Here is a 15,851-nt window from a genome sequence, read left to right as displayed (position 1 = left end):
CCTAGCTCCGTAGAGACCCGCGGGCTGCAGGCGGAGGCGGTCCCTCGCGGGAATAAGGTGGGGCACGTGGGGAACTACGACGCTCTGCTGGTGCTGTCGTTCGGTGGGCCCGAGGGGCCTGAGGACGTGTTGCCGTTTCTGGAGAACGTGGTGCGGGGCCGAGGCGTGCCGCAGGAGCGGCTGCTGGAGGTGGCCGAGCACTACCAGGGTTTCGGCGGGGTCAGCCCGATCAACGGCCAGAACCGCGCGCTCATCGAGGCGCTGCGTCCGGTGGTCGATGTGCCCGTCTACTGGGGCAACCGCAACTGGGAGCCGTTCGGCGAGGAGACCGTCCTGCGGATGAAGGCGGACGGGATCCGCAAGGCGGCGGTGTTCGCCACCTCGGCGTTCGCCGGCTACTCCAGCTGCCGCCAGTACTACGAGGACATCGCCAGGATCTCCGTCAAGGGCGGTCCCGAGCTGGTCAAGATGCGGCACTTCGGGGACCATCCGGGGTTCGTCGCCGCCATGGCCGACCATGTCAGGCAGGCGCTCGACCGGCTCGGCCGCGACGACGCCCGGCTGGTGTTCACCGCGCACAGCGTGCCGGTCTCCATGGCGCGCACCGCCGGGCCCTACGGCGGCCTCTACGAGGCGCAGCTGCGCAGGAGCGCCGAGCTGGTCAACGAGGCGCTGGGCCGCACCCAGCCGTGGGATCTGGTGTGGCAGTCGCGCAGCGGGCCGCCCGAGGTGCCGTGGCTGGAGCCCGACGTCTGCGACCATCTGCGCAAGACCGACGCCCGGTCGGTCGTGCTGGTGCCGATCGGGTTCGTCTCCGACCACATGGAGGTCGTCTACGACCTCGACACCGAGGCCAGGCAGGTGGCCACCGAGCTGGGCCTGCCCATGGAGCGGGCCGCTACGGCGGGCACCCACCCGGCCTTCGTCCGCATGATCCGCGAGCTGATGGAGGAGCCCGAGCCGCAGCCCTGCGGGCTCACCTGCTGCCCACCGCCCCGGAGACGTCAGGCGTGAACGCGCGCGGGCGTCAGGTGTAGGCGCGGGCGTACGCCTCGGCGATGCCCATCACCTTGTTCACGTAGTCCCACGAGTGGTTGTAGAACCAGATCGACTTGCGCAGCTTCTGGCCGCCCTGGCCGGCGCCGTTCGCGCAGAGGTACTTGGCCGCCGCGGGCACCGCGTCGTAGGGGCTCCAGATGTCGGACTTGCCGTCGCCGTCGCCGTCCACGCCGTAGTGCTTCCAGGTGGCGGGCATGAACTGCATCGGCCCGAGCGCGCCCGCGCTCGACGGGCCGTTGTTGCGGCCGTGCCCGCTCTCCACCTGACCGATCGCCGCCAGCACGGTCCATGACAGGCCGGGGCAGTGGGTGGCCGAGGCTTTGTACAGGTCCAGGTAGCTGCTGGGTCGCCCGACGTTGACCTGCTGCTGCGGCTTGGCCGTCTGCTGGGCCGGCTGTGTCGGCTGGGCCTTGGGGCGGGCGCCCAGCGTCACGACCTGGGCGCCCTTGCCGAGCAGCTTGCGTACGCCCGGCTCGCTGATGCCGGGCTTGCCGTGCAGCAGGACCGCGACGCCCGGCGCCAGGCCGAGTGCCTTGCCCATGTCGGCGCCCACCAGGCCGTCGATCCCCGACAGGCCGAGGGTGGCCGAGGCCGCGACGCGCAGGCGGGGGCCGCCGTCCACCTGGTACTCGGCGCCCAGGATCATGCCGAGCCTGCGTACGGCCGAGGTCTCGGCGACCAGTTCGCCCCTGGACAGCGCGCTCCACACGGCCGGCTGGTCGGCGACGGCCTTGGGCGTCCAGGAGCGGAAGTCGGCCGGGTCGACGGCGAGCAGGTTCAGGCCGGTGCCCGACACCCGTACCGAGCCCGCGTCGACGATGGCGACCTTCTGCACGTGCTTGAGCTTCGCCAGCTCGAACCGGGTGGTCTTGGGCACCTCGGCGCGGGCGATCGCCAGCACGCGGGGCGGGGTCGGGGTGACGCTGGGGCCGCCCTTGCCGAAGTCCTTCACCGGCTCGGTCGTGGGGACGATCTTGTCGAGGCCGGCGGTCTGCGGCTGCGTCTTCTGGACCGGTTTCTGCGATCTCCGTACCGGCTGCTGGTCGGCCGTACTCGCGAACAGGTCGTCCCGCGTGGACAGCGCCACTCCCACGGCCACGACCGAGACGGCGATGACCGAAGCGATCACGATCAGGACGGCGCGGAACGAGGGAAGACCGGACACCCGGCACACGTTAGCCGAGTTGCCGGAAAAATCACTTGCTGTCCGGTCAGCGCACGCGTAAATGTTGGGGCGCATCAAGGGAGAGGAACAGACGTGGTCGGGCCTTATCGGGGGTTGTTCAACGGGCCCGGCATCAAGGGATTCGTGCTGGCCGGCTTCGTCGGCCGGATGCCGATGTCCATGCTCGGCATCGGCGTCGTGCTGCTGATCTCCGGCCTCACCGAGTCGTACGCGACCGCCGGCGCCGTCGCCGCCACCACCAACGTCTCCTTCGCGGTGGCCGCCCCCTTGACCGCGCGGCTGGTCGACAGGTTCGGGCAGGCCCGGGTGATCGTGCCCTTCTCGATCGTGAACGCGCTCTCGCTGGCCACGCTCATGCTGTCGGCGGGCTTCGAGCTGCCCGAGTGGACGTTGTACGCCGCCGGGCTGGCGGTCGGCGCGACCTCCCTGTCCCTGGGCGGGATGGTCCGCGCGCGCTGGTCGCACCTGCACGGCGGCTCTGCCAAGCTGCACACGGCCTTCGCTTTCGAGTCCGTCGCCGACGAAATGATCTACGTCGCCGGACCGGCGCTGGTCACCGTGCTGGCCACAGCGGTCAACCCGTACATGGGACTGCTGGTGGCGCTGGTCTGCATGCTCGGCGGATCGCTCGCGCTCGCGGCGCAGCGGCGCACCCAGCCGCCGGTACGGCCGGGCGAGTCCGGCGCCGGGATGGCCATCCTGATTCCGGGGATCGCCCTGCTGTCCTGCGTCTACCTGGCGCTGGGGGCGGTGTTCGGGTCGATCGACCTGATCACGGTGGCCTTCGCCGAGGAGCACGGGGTCAAGGGCGCCTCCGGGTTCCTGCTGGCCGCCATCGCGAGCGGGTCGATGGTGTCGGGGCTCTGGTTCGGGTCGCGGCACTGGCGGGTCTCGCTGCGCCACCGGTTCGTACGGGCGCTCGGGGTGCTCGTGGTGGGGCTGCTGCCGATCATGTTCATCGGCGACGCGCGGATCATGGCTTTCGGCCTCTTCCTGGCCGGGCTCGCGATCTCGCCGACGCTCATCACCGGCTTCTCCCTCACCGAGCGGCTCGTGCCGCCCTCGGTGCTCACCGAGGGGCTGGCGTGGATCTCCACGTCGATCGGGTTCGGGGTGGCGATCGGGGCGTGGGCCGGGGGACGGCTGACGGAGGCGTTCGGGGCGTCCAACGCGTACGGCTTCACGCTCGGCGCGGCGGCGGTCGCTGTTGTCGTGGGCGTCGGAGGTTCGGGTTTGCTGAGACTTCCCGAGGTACCTTCACCGGCCGGGAACTGATCCGCTACGGTCGAACAACCCTCGCAACACCCTTCACAAACGAAAGCTTTCGCATGTCCCGACAAATCACTTCACTTCTGGCTATCGCGGCTGTTGCTGTCACTCTGACACCGGCGACCGCGTCCGCCGCCCCCAGTCAGCCCGCCCCGGCCAAGTCGGCCGCCGTCGCCCAGGCCAAGGCGAAGGCAGTGGACTGCGCCGACGAGCAGGTCAAATGCCTCGCCCTGACCTTCGACGACGGGCCGGGCAAGTACGCGGGAACGCTCCTCGACACGCTGAAGAAGTACAACGCCAAGGCGACGTTCTTCCTCGAAGGCCAGTACGTGAAGAGCCGCCCCGCCTTCGTCAAGCGCATGGCCAAGGAGGGCCACGAGCTCGGCAACCACAGCTACACGCACAAGAACTTCACCACCATCGAGCCGGGCGCCATCAAGAGCGAGATCCAGAAGACGCAGGACGCCGTCAAGAAGGCCGCGGGCGTCGAGCCCAAGCTGCTGCGGCCCCCGTACGGCATGCTGGACCTCCAGACCTCGGAGGTCGCGGCCGGGTTCGGCATGCCGATGATCCTGTGGACCGCCGGTTCGCGCGACTGGGCGACCAAGAACTCCGCGGAGATCAAGAAGCAGACGCTGGCCGTGGCCAAGCGCGACGGCATCATCCTCATGCACGACTGGGTGAAGCAGACCGTCGACGTGATGCCGTCGCTCGTGCAGCTGCTGCAGAGCCGCGGCTACACGCTGGTGAAGGTCTCCGACATCATCAAGTCGCAGAACCTGCAGCCCGGCGACGCCTTCCCGCTTCCCGAGGGCTGGGAGAACTGAGTATCGTTCACGTTTAATCCGAGAACGATGCTCTAGCGCGAGGGCGGCCATGGTCTTCACGAACTGGGCCCGCAATCAGACGGCCGCGCCCGCCGAGGTGCGTACCCCGGCGTCGACCGAGGACGTGGTACGCGCCGTGAAGGACGCCGCCGCCGCCGGCCGCCGTCTGCGCATGATCGGTACGGGCCACTCCTTCACCGGAGTGGCCCTCACCGACGGCGTCATGCTCCGCCCCACCGCGCTGACCGGCGTCACCTCCGTCGCCGACGACCGCGTCACCGTACGCGCCGGCACGCCGGTGCGGGAGCTGAACTCCCTGCTCGCCGCGCGCGGGCTGGCGCTGGCCAACATGGGCGACATCACCGACCAGACGGTCGCGGGAGCCATCCAGACCGGCACGCACGGCACCGGGCGCGACAGCGGCGGCCTGGCCGACCAGGTCGAGGCGCTGGAGCTGGTGCTCGCGGACGGCTCGGTGGTGACGGCCTCCCCCGGGGATGACCTGTTCGACGCCGCGCGGGTGGGGCTGGGCGCGCTCGGGGTGCTGACCTCGGCGACGTTCCGGGTGGAACCCGCCTTCCTGCTGCGCAACCGGCGGCGCCGGATGACGCTCAGCGGCATCCTCGACTCGCTCGACTCCCTGACCGCGGACAACGAGCATCTCGACTTCTTCTGGCTGCCGCACACCGACGCGTGCCTGGTCAAGACCAACAACCGTGATCCCGGCCCGGCCCGGCCGCCCGGCGCGGTCAGGTATTGGCTGGACAACGTCTTCCTGGAGAACACGCTGTTCGGCGCCGCCTGCGCCCTGGGGGCCCGATCCCCCGGGCTGATCCCGCGGATCAACGGTGTCAGCGCCGCCGCGCTCGGAGACTCCGAGGCCGTGGACGCGTCGTACAAGATCTTCACCTCACGCCGGGACGTGCGCTTCCTGGAGATGGAGTACGCGGTGCCGCGCGAGCACCTCGGCCCGGCACTGCGAGAGACGCGGGCGCTGGTGGAGCGGATGGGGTGGCGGATCACGTTCCCGGTGGAGGTGCGGGTGACGCCGGCCAGCTCGGCGTGGCTGTCGACGGCGTACGGCCGTCAGTCGGCGTACATCGCCTGCCACATCTATCGGCCCACGCCCAACCCCGCGTACTTCGCCGGGGTGGAAGAAATCATGACGAGGCTGGGCGGGCGGCCGCACTGGGGCAAGCTGCACACTCGGGACGCGGCGTATCTGGGGACGGTCTACCCGCGGTTCGCGGACTTCGTGGCGCTACGGGATCGGCTGGATCCGGGACGGCTGTTCGGCAACACCTACCTGGAGACGGTGCTGGGGTAGGCGGCCTGCGTTCTTTACTGCGCCTCGGCGGGTTCGTCCTGCTGCGCCGGTTGTGACTGCTGCGGCGGCTCGGTCGGGGCGGACGGCGCTTCGGTCATGCCGCCGGGGTCCTGGGCCGAAGTGGTCGCGGACGGGGTCGACGGCTCCACGGTGTTCTTGTCGGGGTCCTTGCTCGCGTCCTTGTCCGTGCCAGTGGGGGTCGGCGTCGGGCTCTGGGACGAACGAGTCGGCGAGGCGGTCGGGGAGGTCGTCGGTTTACTGCTGGGCGTCGCCGGGTCGCTGTACAACGTCGTCCGGGGCTCGACCGTGGGCTCTTCCTTCTCCTTGACGGGCGCCTTGCCGCGCTCGGTCACCGGCTTGCCGCCGGTGAGCTGGTCGTGCACGGTCGTCTGAGCGATGGTCTGGTACGTCAGGATGCCGCCCATGCTCACCCCGAACACCAGCGCCGCGGCCATCCCCGTCTTCGCCCACGGCACACGCCTTCGCGCCGGCACCTCGATCGGCGCCATGACCAGCGTGGTCTCGCCGGGCCGCGAGGGCTCACCCGGCCCCTGGGCCTCACTGAGGTTACGCACCGTAGCGTGCGCGGCCGTCGCCAGCTCGCCCTGGCCCTCGTCACGCTCGGGCGGAGGATCCGCCGCGCCGGACTCACGCCAGGCGATCACCGTGTGCTGCTTGACCTTCTCGCCCGTACGTTTGAGGTAGTGCGTGTAGACCGCGGTGGCCACCGTGCTCGCCACGCTCATCAGCGCCGCGCCGATCACCGTTCCCCCCACGCCGAGGTAGGAGGCTCCGACCGCCGCCGTGACCGCCGCCAGGGCGCTTCCCGCGATCTGCGGCATGCTCAGCTCGAACTTCCGCTGCTCGCCGCTCATCCCCCGGATCAGTCCTTTCTCGCCCGCGTTCGGTAAAGAGCTTTCTCGTGAATAGACGCGAGGGCGTGTCCTGTTGTTCCTGTGACGTGTGTGACAGACACCCTCGTCGCTCGTGCCCCGACGAATCGGCCTGCCCTCTCTCTACCTCGCCGCGGCCGCGGCGACGGCCGTGACCACCGCGATCCCCATCGCCATGGCGCCCGCCTCCGGCCTCGCCTCCCGGCCGCCGATAACCGAGCCTACGCGCCCGTACATCGTTACCGTGCGTGACCGGGCCGGGGCCCGCGACCTGGTCGGCGAGATGCGATGGCGGGTACGCCGCTTCTACACCGCCGCACTGCCCGGCTTCGCCACGCTGCTGAACGCGAGCGAGTTGGCGGAGCTCAGCGCGGATCCCAGGGTGGTGGCGGTCGAGCCCGACCGCGAGATCCACCCCATGCCGCTCACCACGTCCGCCCGACGCCACGCCCGCCGCGCCCCCCTTGCCGCCAATGCCCCCCGCACCCGCCGTGCCATCCGTGCCGCTCGTGCCACCGGGAAGGGCGTCACGGTCTACATCGTGGACAGCGGCGTCACCCACGGCCGACCCGGCGCATTCCGCTCGGGGAATCCCCATATGTCGGGACGCACGGAGACTCTCCGTGTGTCGGATGGATTGGGGGATCGGCTCTGGTGGGCCTTCGACGCCACCGGGCGTACCGGCGAAGACTGCGACGGCCACGGCACCCGGGTGGCGCGCGCCGTAGCCGGCCGGTCGCACGGCGTGTCGCCCCAGGCGAGCGTCGCGTCGGTACGGGTGCTGGGCTGCGGCGGCTCCGGCAGCCTGTCGGACGCCCTGGCCGGCCTCGACTGGGTACGCAGGCACGCCCGGGGTCCCGCCGTGGCCAATCTCTCCCTCGACGGCGCCGACTCCCCGGCCCTGCGGACCGCCATGGCCCGCCTGGCGCGGTCCGGCGTCTTCGTCGTCGCCGCCACCGACACCGGCCGATGCCGGCTCTCCCCCACCGGCGAGACGTACTCCGCCAGAGCCCCCCGCCTGGCCGGCGCCGCCGCCCGCTACCTGGAGCTCCATCCGGGCGCCAACCCATCCGTTCTGGCCTCTTGGCTGAAGTGCTCGGCGACGCGTGACACTATTCGCCAGAATCCGTCGAGGGCTTTGCGCACGGGCAGGCCTTGAAGATGATGGAATCAACAAATGTGACCGGCGTCACATCGCCCCTGGGCTATCCCAGGAAGGCGATGTTCGGACATGCCGGGTACGGTGCTGGCAGGCAACCGGCACACGCGAGAGACTCAAGGGTCCGGGGGAAGAATGAGCAGCACGCTGACGAAGGGACTCGCATGCAGGAGCTCCGACTCGTCGCGGTAAGTGAGGACGGTACCTATCTCGTGCTGGCGACAGCAGGGCGGGGTACACGGTTCACGCTTCCCGTGGACGACCGGCTCCGTGCTGCCGTCCGCGGCAACTTCTCCCGTCTCGGCCAGTACGAGATCGAAGTGGAGAGTCCGTTGCGCCCCAAGGAGATCCAGGCCCGCATTCGTGCCGGAGAGACAGCCGAGGAGATCGCCGCCACAGCGGGCATCCCGGTCGAACGCGTCCGCTGGTTCGAGGGCCCCGTGCTCCAGGAGCGCGAGTACGTGGCCCAGCAGGCGCAGCGCGTGTCCGTACGCATGCCCGGAGAGTCCTCAGCCGGCCCGACGCTCGGCGATCTCGTCGCCGAGCGGCTCACCAGGCGCGGCGTGCCCACCGACGAGATCGACTGGGACTCCGCCAAGCGCGACGACGGCCTCTGGCGCGTCAAGCTCGGCTACGTTTGGAACGGTCACACCAGGCACGCCGAGTGGCTCTTCGACCCGCGCAGACGGCACGTCACGCCGCACGACGACGAGTCGATGCGGCTCTCGGCCGCCGACTTCGACCCCAGCCCCGTGGTGGAGGACACCACGGTCACGCCGTTCACGCCGCGAGTGGCCAAGCTGCAGCCGGTGCCGCCGCTGGCGTCGGACCCGCTGCCGTTCCCGTCGGTGATCCGCCACGAACCGGAGCCACAGGAGCCGGCGGTCGGCTACCAGCCGAGAGGCACGGAGTCGCCCTACGGCCGCCCGCCGTCCCGTGATGTCCCGTCCCGTGAGACGCCCTTCACCCCAGCGCGAGAGGCCCCTTTCGACCGCGCCCCTGCAGCCGACCCCTCCGGCCGCACGGCGGAGCCCGGCTACCGCTCGGACCCGCCCGCGAGGGACTACCGCTCGGAGCCACCCGCCCCCGTGCCCGGCTACCGTGCTCCCGCGCAGGAGACCGGCTACCTGACCGAGCCGTCGGCACCGGAGACGGGCTATCGCGCCCAGGAGCCTGGCCACCGTACCCATCCTTCGGCGTCGTCAGCACCTACGGCCTCTTCTTCGTCGTCGTCGGCGCAGGACACCGACTACACCCGCCCCAGCGACCCTTCGGCACGTCACGGCGACCCTTCGGCACGTCATGGTGACCCTTCGTCCTGGCTGCCCGACCACGGCGCTCCCCGCCCGCCTGACCGCCAGACCGACCGCCCGACCGGCCGGGACGGCGAGGCCATCTACGCCTCCGCGAGCCGCGAGAGCACGCCTCCGGGCACCCGTACCACCGCGTCCGCGCTCGAAGACGCTGTCACGCTGCCGCCGGCATCGGACGCGACCCCCGGCACACACGCCGCAGAGGTGCCGACCTACGGTTCACCCGCTGTAGACGGCCCGGCCGCCACCGCGCCCGCAACGGAGGGCCAGGCCGTCGGCGTGCCCACCGCAGAGGGTCCGACCGTCAACGCGCCCACCGCAGAGGGCCCGGTGGCCAACGTGCCCGTCACAGACCACCCAGCGACCAGTGCGCCCGCCACTCAGGGTCCGGCCGTCAACGCGCCCGGCATTCAGAGCTCGGCCGCCGACGCGCCCACTGCGCAGACCTCCGCGGAGTCGGTGCCCACCAAGGATTCGCTTTCGTCTGCGGATTCGCCGTCTGCCGTGGCAGGCACCGACGCCCCGGCTGCGGAGTCCGTACAACCCGCTGGGACCCCGAAGCCCACCACAGCCTCAGGACCGACCACACCACCCCAAGCCGAGTCGAAGCCCACCACAGACGTGGCGGCCGAACCGCAGGCAGCCGCCAGCTCCGCCTCCGAGGCGGAGCCCGACAGCACTCTCACCGAACCGCAGTCCGCTGGGACTGTCACTGAGCCGCAGCCCGGTGACATCGTCGTCGAGCAGCCCGCTGGCGCCGCAACGGCGAGCACCGCGGCAGAGAGCACCGCTGTGGAGAGCACCACCGCTGTGGGGGACGCCACTCTGGGGGACGCCACTGTGGGGAGCACCACCGCGCCGCAGACGTCCCCCGCCACGGAAGCCCAGACCGACGGCCCGGCGCAGAAAGCCGCTGGCCAGGAAGCCGCTGCTGAGGAGGCTTCTGCTCAGGAAGCGCCTGGCCAGGAAGGTACTGGCCAGGAGGCCACCGCAGTAGTCGGCACGCCCGCCACTACGGACCCCATCACCACACCGCCCGTCACCGAGGCCGCGCCTGCGGCAAAGGACGCCACTGCTCCCGCAACGGCAGCCGACCAGGACGCCTCCAAGACCGCGCCCGAGACAGCCGAGCCGACTGCCGACCTGACCGCCGAGCCCGAGCCCACGACAGCGGCCCCCAAGCCCAGCCCCACGGCTCCCGAGCCCCAGGCCGCCGCAGGCGTACCTGAAACCGGCACCACCCCGACGTCTGACACCACCCCGACGGCCGACGCAGCCCCCGAGGCCGACGCAGCCCCGAGGACCGAGTCGACCGCGAAGGCGGACACAGAGGCGACTGCCGCCGAGCCGGTACCGACCGCGCCCGTACCCAAGCCCAAGCCGCAGCCCTCGAAGCCCCAGCCCAAGGCCGAGTCCTCGGCGCCCGCGCCGACCACGGCACCCGCGCCCAAGACTGAGCCCGCCGTGGCCGAGCCCGCAGTGGCCGAGCCCAAAACCGAGCCCGCCACTGAGCCCAAGGCTGAGCCGGCGGCGGCCAAGGCTGAGCCGACAGCGCCTGAGCCTGCCGTACCAGCCGCGAGGTCGAGCAAGGACGACACCGCGAAGCCCGAGCAGCCGGCGGCCAAGGAGGAGCCCCCGGTCCCCGTGCCCTCTCCCCCGCCCGCCCCTGCGGCCCGTCAGCCGCGCAAGGGCTCCAGGGGGCGTCGCGCCTCGGTACCGACCTGGGACGAGATCATGTTCGGCGCCCGCCGCCAGGACTGAGCCGAGCACCGCCCGCACACCGCTCAAGCGCCGTCCACACACTGCCGTCTGAGCGCCACCCGCACACCGCCCGCGCACTGCCCGGCGGTTCGTCGGTGATCTCCCCGCAGGACCTCCCGGGCCTCAGGGACCCTGAGCGCCCTGGGGCCCAGGTTGAAGGCGCGAGGACGGGAGCGGGGGCGAGGGCTCAGGCGGAAGGGCGTCGGCTGACCTCACCGACACCGTAGAACAGCGCGTCCGGAGGTATCCCCTTGGCGAGCAGCGGAAGGTGCCTGCCTACTGCTCCTTGGACAAGAACGGAGCCAGCCACTCCGGTGTCACTTCGGCCGGGAAGCCGATCGCCTGGGCCTGTGAGACGTCGATCGCCGAGTAGCCGCCCTTGCCCGCTCCCACCCCGGCGGTGAGCGTGTACACCCCGGCTCGCCGCTGGAACCACGTCTGCCTGAGGTGCCAGCCCACCACCGCGCGGCGTTCCACCATCGCTTGCGAGCGGCGGAGGGAGCCTGAGCGGACCGCCAGGCGTACGCCGTCGTATCCGTGTCCCAGAGACCTGTACCGGTCGAGGCCGAGGGGGATCCCCAAGCCCGCCAGGAGGAGGGCGACCACGGTCCCGATCCACCAGATCGGCTGGGCGGTCAGCAGGGCCGTCAGCGCGGTGGCGAGGGCCAGCGCGAGCCACGGGGCGACGGCGCGGAAGAGGCGGCGGTTGCGGGCGATGGGCGGGTGGGGACGTAGTTCGGCCTGGTAGGTGCCGATGGCCTCCCCGGTGACCCGGAAGGCGACCGCGCGCGGGACGTCCGGCAGGAGTTGCCCGCGGGTCTGGGAGTCGCCGAGGCCCGTCACGATGGCCCAGACCCGGGCGACGCTCGCCCAGCGCTCGGCGAGTCCCTCGATGATCTCGTAGCCCCGTACGCGCTCCGCCTCCAGGGACACGCTGCGCCGGTTGATCAGCCCGCGTTCGGCCACCAGGTAGCCATCGCGGCTGATGAGGCGGAAGTTCCAGTTGAACACCGCGTACATCACACCGCCCACGAACGGCATCGCCACCACGAGCAGCAGCACCACGGCGAGCAGCAGGTAGGGATGCTCCCAGAGCCACTCCCCGACGGTGAGCGCGGCGTCCCGGCCGTAGCCGAGATCGTCGCCCCACTGGAACGCCAGTCCCACGGCGCCGCCCGCCAGGGCGAACGGCGTCAGCAGGTACGCGCCGGACAGCGGGCCGTACAGCAGCCAGGTCCACGGCACGCGGATGATCTCCTGCTCGGCCTCCACCGTCTCCCCACGAACCGCAGCGGACACCGTGACCGCGGCGGGATCCGTGGCGGAGACGGCAGCGAAGGTCTCATCGGGCGTCGCGGCTCGGGCGGGGCGGGTGGCGCGGGTGCGTCGGAGCAGGACCGACTTCAGGCGTTCGGCCTCCTCGCGGGTGACGCCGTCGAGCTTGCCCTCCTCCTCGCCGCCGCTCGCCCCAGTGTCGATCTTGAGTACGGCCAGACCGAGCAGCCGGTGCATAGGCGGGGTGGAGACGTCCACGCCGCGGATCCGCTCCAAGGGGATGGTACGGACCGACCGGCTGATCAGTGAACGCTTGATCTCCAGACGATCGCCCACGATCTCGTAGCTGAATATCGCCCACCGGACGACGGCGAAGACCAGCGTGACGCCGACCCCGACCGCCGCCCAGGTGTACGACATGCCGGAGAACCCACCCACGAACAGCAGCCCGACGAGGGGGACGATCAGCGACGGGATCATCCGTACCGGGTGGATGAGCAGCACCTTGGGGCTCAGCCGCATCGGCACCCCAGCGGGCTCCACAGGCCCAGCGGGAACGGTCACCGGCGGGAACGAGCCCTCACGAGCAGGATCAGCTGGTTCGGGCGCCGACTGGTGCATGGGAGGCCCGGGATCAGCTTCGGGGGTGGACGGGTGCGAGGAGGGCCCAGGGCGAGGTTCGGGCGCCGACGGGTGCGCGGGAGGGCCGGGGCGGGGTTCGGTCACGTGGCATCGTCCCTGAGCTGCTCCGCGCGGTGCGCCAGTTCCTCCGCCAGCCCGGCCGCCACCGTGTAGTCAAGGCCCTTGATCGTCGACGAGCCCGCGTGAGAGGCCGTACGGATCTCCAGGGTCGCCAGCCCGAGCAGCCGTTCGACCCACCCCTGCGCCTTGTCGACCGTCTGGATCCGGCTGACCGGCACGAAGACCCACTCCCGGGTCAGGAATCCCGACCGGGTGTAGACCACATCACCCGACAGCTCCCAACGATGTACGGCATAGCGTACGAACGGCTCGGCCGCCAGGAACGGCGTGGTCAGCACGCCCACCCCCACCGGCAGCAGCCACGGGTCGTCCGCGAACCAGCCGGGCACCCACGACCACCCGCTCCCCCCGACCCACTGCGCGACCAGGATCGAGCACCCCACGAGCAGCACGAACCCGAACAACGCCTCAGCGAGCCAGAGCCGGATGGCCTTGGGCGAGACACGGTGTTGGGGGTCACGCAACGGGCCAGAAGACGTCACGAGGCCAGCTTATGGCTCCCGCCCGCGTCGGTGATCGGCCAGAGGCGCCGGATGCCGGCCGGAACGCCGGCCGGAAACTGTCGGTGCCGTAGTCCAAAGTGGAGGCACCGAGGAGGAGGGGCGGGTCATGCAGTACGCGATTCAGGCAGACGGCCTGGTGAAGCACTATGGCGAGACCAAGGCACTCGACGGTGTGGACCTCGCCGTGCCGACCGGCAGGCTGCTCGGCGTGCTGGGACCCAACGGCGCGGGCAAGACGACCGCCGTGCGCATTCTGGCGACGCTGCTCACCCCTGACTCGGGCACGGCCACGGTGCTGGGGTTCGACGTGCGCCGGCAGGCGCATCAGGTGCGGTCGCTGATCGGGCTGACCGGACAGTACGCCGCGGTCGACGAGATGCTGACCGGTGTCGAAAACCTGATGATGATCGGCCGTCTGCTGGGCTTGTCGCGAGGTGAGGCGAGGGATCGGGCGAAGGCGTTGCTCGGCCGGTTCGACCTGGCCGATGCGGGGGGCCGGGCTACGAAGACCTATTCGGGTGGGATGCGCAGGCGGCTCGACCTGGCGGCGAGCCTGGTGGGCAGGCCGCAGGTGCTGTTCCTGGACGAGCCGACGACCGGTCTCGACCCGCGTAGCCGCACCGAGCTGTGGGGCGTCGTGCGCGGTCTGATGGCCGATGGCGTGACCGTGCTGCTGACCACCCAATACCTGGAGGAAGCCGACCAGTTGGCCGACGACATCGTGGTGTTCGACCACGGCAAGGTCATCGCGTCGGGCACGTCCGACGAGCTCAAGGCCACCACCGGCGCACAGGTGCTGGAGGTGCGGCCGCTCAGGGAGGACCAGCTCGACCTGGTCGCCAAGGTGGTCACCGACGTCCTCGACGTGGCGCCCGACCTGTCCGGCGCGATGGTCACGGCCGCCGTGCGCGACCCGGCCGTGGTGCCCGCCATCGTCCGCCGCCTCGACGACCTCGGCATCGTCGCCTCCGAGCTGGCACTGCGCAAGTCCAGCCTCGACGAGGTGTTCCTGGCCCTGACCGGGCACCGCGCGGAGGACGAGCAGACGGAGGAAGCCCTCGCGTCAACGACCCCCTCCTGATGGAGGGGGCTTGAGGTGCCGTCAGGTGCTTTGAAGCCCCGCGTTGACCAGCCCTAGTCATCGCCGTTGGAGGTGCAAATCCAGATGGCTACCTTTCACGCAGGACCGCAGACCCACCAGCGAATGCTTCCTCAGTTCGCTGCTCTGGAATCCGTGGGAGCAGACACGCCCGAGGGTGGGCACGAAACGGCTCACGGACGCGCGGCAGGCCGCGCACCCGGCGTGGAAGTTGGGCGAGGGGAGACCCGCCGTACCGCACCCGACGGCGGGCGTCACCCCGACCCGGAACAGTCCGGGAAGGGCGGACGGGTTCTTACAGACCCACACGTTTTCGTGCTCGATCGCCACGGGAAACCGTTGCAGCCCTGCCGGCCCGGCCGGGCCCGGCACTTCCTCCAAGCGGGCCGGGCGGTGGTGGTCCGGCACACCCCGTTCGTCATCCGCCTGACCGACCGCACAGCGGCCGACTCCACGGTCGCCGGCGTCGAGGTCGGCCTCGACCCCGGCTCCAGGCACACCGGCATCGCCGTCTTCACCGAACGTGGCGGCAGCCGTGCCGGGACGTACAGCGTTCAACTCGACCACCGGGGCGCGGCGATCCGTGACAAGCTCACCGCCCGCTCGGCCTACCGGCGCGGCAGGAGGTCGCGCAAGCTGCGCTATCGCGCTCCTCGATTCCGCAACCGCACCGAACCCAAGGGCTGGCTCGCGCCGTCCCTGCGGCACCGCGTGGACACCACCATGTCGTGGGTGGCCCGGCTGAGGCGGTGGGCACCCGTGCGCGCCATCCACCTCGAACGCGTCGCCTTCGACACCCACGCCATCTCGGCGGGTAAGCCGCTGGAAGGCATCGAATATCAGCAGGGCACCCTGGCCGGATACGAAATCCGCCAGTACCTGCTGGAGAAATGGGGCCGGACCTGCGCCTACTGCGGCAAGGCGGGTACGCCGTTGCAGGTCGAGCACATCCACCCCAAAGCGCGCGGCGGCTCCGACCGAATCGCCAACCTGACCTTGGCGTGTGGGCCCTGCAACCAGGCGAAGAACACCACGCCCGTCGAAGAGTTCCTGCGCAGCAAGCCCGCACTGCTGGCGCGCGTCCTCAAGCAGGCCAAGGCCCCGCTCCGAGACGCCGCGGCGGTCAACGCCACCCGCTGGGCACTGTGGCGGGCACTCACCGCGACAACTCTGCCCGTGGCCACCGGATCGGGTGGACGTACCAAGTGGAACCGCTCCCGCACAAACGCGCCGAAGTCCCACACCCTGGACGCCCTGCACGTCGGCGAACTCGAGCAGGTGACCGGATGGCCAGACCGCATCCTGGTCGTCAAGGCCACCGGACGCGGCCGCTACAGCCGAACCCGCACCGATCGGTACGGGTTCCCCCGCCTGCGACTTCCCCGAATCAAGCACGTCCACGGGTTCGCCACCGGCGA

Annotated in this window: 12 protein-coding genes; 8 read left to right on the top strand and 4 right to left on the bottom strand. The window is 70.9% G+C overall.

What is annotated here, in order from left to right:
• The first annotated feature begins 66 nt into the window (after window positions 1-66).
• Window positions 67-1,014 (top strand): ferrochelatase, encoded by a 948-nt coding sequence (locus AB0L53_RS13865; protein ID WP_363993221.1) that lies wholly within the window; start codon window positions 67-69, stop codon window positions 1,012-1,014.
• A 13-nt stretch (window positions 1,015-1,027) separates the two neighbouring features.
• Here AB0L53_RS13865 and AB0L53_RS13860 read toward each other — a convergent pair whose 3' ends face one another.
• On the bottom strand, window positions 1,028-2,224 hold the full coding sequence (locus tag AB0L53_RS13860) for a lytic transglycosylase domain-containing protein (protein ID WP_363993220.1): 1,197 nt from the start codon (window positions 2,222-2,224) through the stop codon (window positions 1,028-1,030).
• Between the two features lie 93 nt (window positions 2,225-2,317).
• On the opposite strand from AB0L53_RS13860, the gene AB0L53_RS13855 reads away from it, so the two are divergent.
• From AB0L53_RS13855 to AB0L53_RS13845, 3 genes are read left to right on the top strand one after another with little or no spacing between them, the layout of a single operon-like run.
• Complete coding sequence (locus tag AB0L53_RS13855) at window positions 2,318-3,520, top strand: MFS transporter (RefSeq protein WP_363993219.1); 1,203 nt, start codon at window positions 2,318-2,320, stop codon at window positions 3,518-3,520.
• 53 nt (window positions 3,521-3,573) lie between these two features.
• Window positions 3,574-4,341 (top strand): polysaccharide deacetylase family protein, encoded by a 768-nt coding sequence (locus AB0L53_RS13850; RefSeq protein ID WP_363993218.1) that lies wholly within the window; start codon window positions 3,574-3,576, stop codon window positions 4,339-4,341.
• Window positions 4,342-4,390: 49 nt separating this feature from the next.
• Window positions 4,391-5,668, top strand: coding sequence for a D-arabinono-1,4-lactone oxidase (locus tag AB0L53_RS13845; protein ID WP_363993217.1), 1,278 nt, complete (start codon window positions 4,391-4,393; stop codon window positions 5,666-5,668).
• Between the two features lie 14 nt (window positions 5,669-5,682).
• Here AB0L53_RS13845 and AB0L53_RS13840 read toward each other — a convergent pair whose 3' ends face one another.
• Complete coding sequence (locus tag AB0L53_RS13840) at window positions 5,683-6,543, bottom strand: hypothetical protein (RefSeq protein WP_363993216.1); 861 nt, start codon at window positions 6,541-6,543, stop codon at window positions 5,683-5,685.
• 112 nt (window positions 6,544-6,655) lie between these two features.
• Here AB0L53_RS13840 and AB0L53_RS13835 point away from each other — a divergent pair, with 112 nt between their 5' ends.
• Both AB0L53_RS13835 and sepH read left to right on the top strand, forming a co-directional pair.
• Window positions 6,656-7,720 (top strand): S8 family serine peptidase, encoded by a 1,065-nt coding sequence (locus tag AB0L53_RS13835; RefSeq protein WP_363993215.1) that lies wholly within the window; start codon window positions 6,656-6,658, stop codon window positions 7,718-7,720.
• Between the two features lie 164 nt (window positions 7,721-7,884).
• Window positions 7,885-10,794: a septation protein SepH gene (gene sepH, locus AB0L53_RS13830; RefSeq protein WP_363993214.1), complete on the top strand. Its 2,910-nt coding sequence runs from the start codon at window positions 7,885-7,887 to the stop codon at window positions 10,792-10,794.
• A gap of 276 nt (window positions 10,795-11,070) precedes the next feature.
• Here the strand turns inward: sepH and AB0L53_RS13825 are convergent, their stop codons facing one another.
• On the bottom strand, window positions 11,071-12,591 hold the full coding sequence (locus AB0L53_RS13825) for a PH domain-containing protein (protein ID WP_363993648.1): 1,521 nt from the start codon (window positions 12,589-12,591) through the stop codon (window positions 11,071-11,073).
• 200 nt (window positions 12,592-12,791) lie between these two features.
• The gene (locus AB0L53_RS13820; RefSeq protein ID WP_363993213.1) at window positions 12,792-13,313 is read right to left on the bottom strand and encodes a PH domain-containing protein; all 522 of its coding nucleotides are present in this window, start codon (window positions 13,311-13,313) and stop codon (window positions 12,792-12,794) included.
• A 127-nt stretch (window positions 13,314-13,440) separates the two neighbouring features.
• Between AB0L53_RS13820 and AB0L53_RS13815 the strand changes: the two genes are divergently transcribed.
• Both AB0L53_RS13815 and iscB read left to right on the top strand, forming a co-directional pair.
• Window positions 13,441-14,415: an ATP-binding cassette domain-containing protein gene (locus AB0L53_RS13815; RefSeq protein ID WP_363993212.1), complete on the top strand. Its 975-nt coding sequence runs from the start codon at window positions 13,441-13,443 to the stop codon at window positions 14,413-14,415.
• A gap of 333 nt (window positions 14,416-14,748) precedes the next feature.
• On the top strand, window positions 14,749-15,851 hold a 1,103-nt coding region (iscB, locus tag AB0L53_RS13810), incomplete at its 3' end, for an RNA-guided endonuclease IscB (protein WP_363993211.1).

It is taken from the genome of Nonomuraea sp. NPDC052129 (genome assembly GCF_040680095.1).
Lineage (GTDB): Bacteria > Actinomycetota > Actinomycetes > Streptosporangiales > Streptosporangiaceae > Nonomuraea.
Note: the sequence above shows the minus strand (reverse complement) of the source record. Positions and strands in the feature narration are given on the sequence as shown.

Coding starts and splice junctions, on each gene's coding strand:
- AB0L53_RS13850 (WP_363993218.1), top strand. CDS start 3,574: ATGTCCCGACAAATCACTTCACTTCTGGCTATCGCGGCTGTTGCTGTC.
- AB0L53_RS13815 (WP_363993212.1), top strand. CDS start 13,441: ATGCAGTACGCGATTCAGGCAGACGGCCTGGTGAAGCACTATGGCGAG.
- AB0L53_RS13845 (WP_363993217.1), top strand. CDS start 4,391: ATGGTCTTCACGAACTGGGCCCGCAATCAGACGGCCGCGCCCGCCGAG.
- AB0L53_RS13825 (WP_363993648.1), bottom strand. CDS start 12,591: ATGCGGCTGAGCCCCAAGGTGCTGCTCATCCACCCGGTACGGATGATC.
- AB0L53_RS13840 (WP_363993216.1), bottom strand. CDS start 6,543: ATGAGCGGCGAGCAGCGGAAGTTCGAGCTGAGCATGCCGCAGATCGCG.
- sepH (WP_363993214.1), top strand. CDS start 7,885: ATGCAGGAGCTCCGACTCGTCGCGGTAAGTGAGGACGGTACCTATCTC.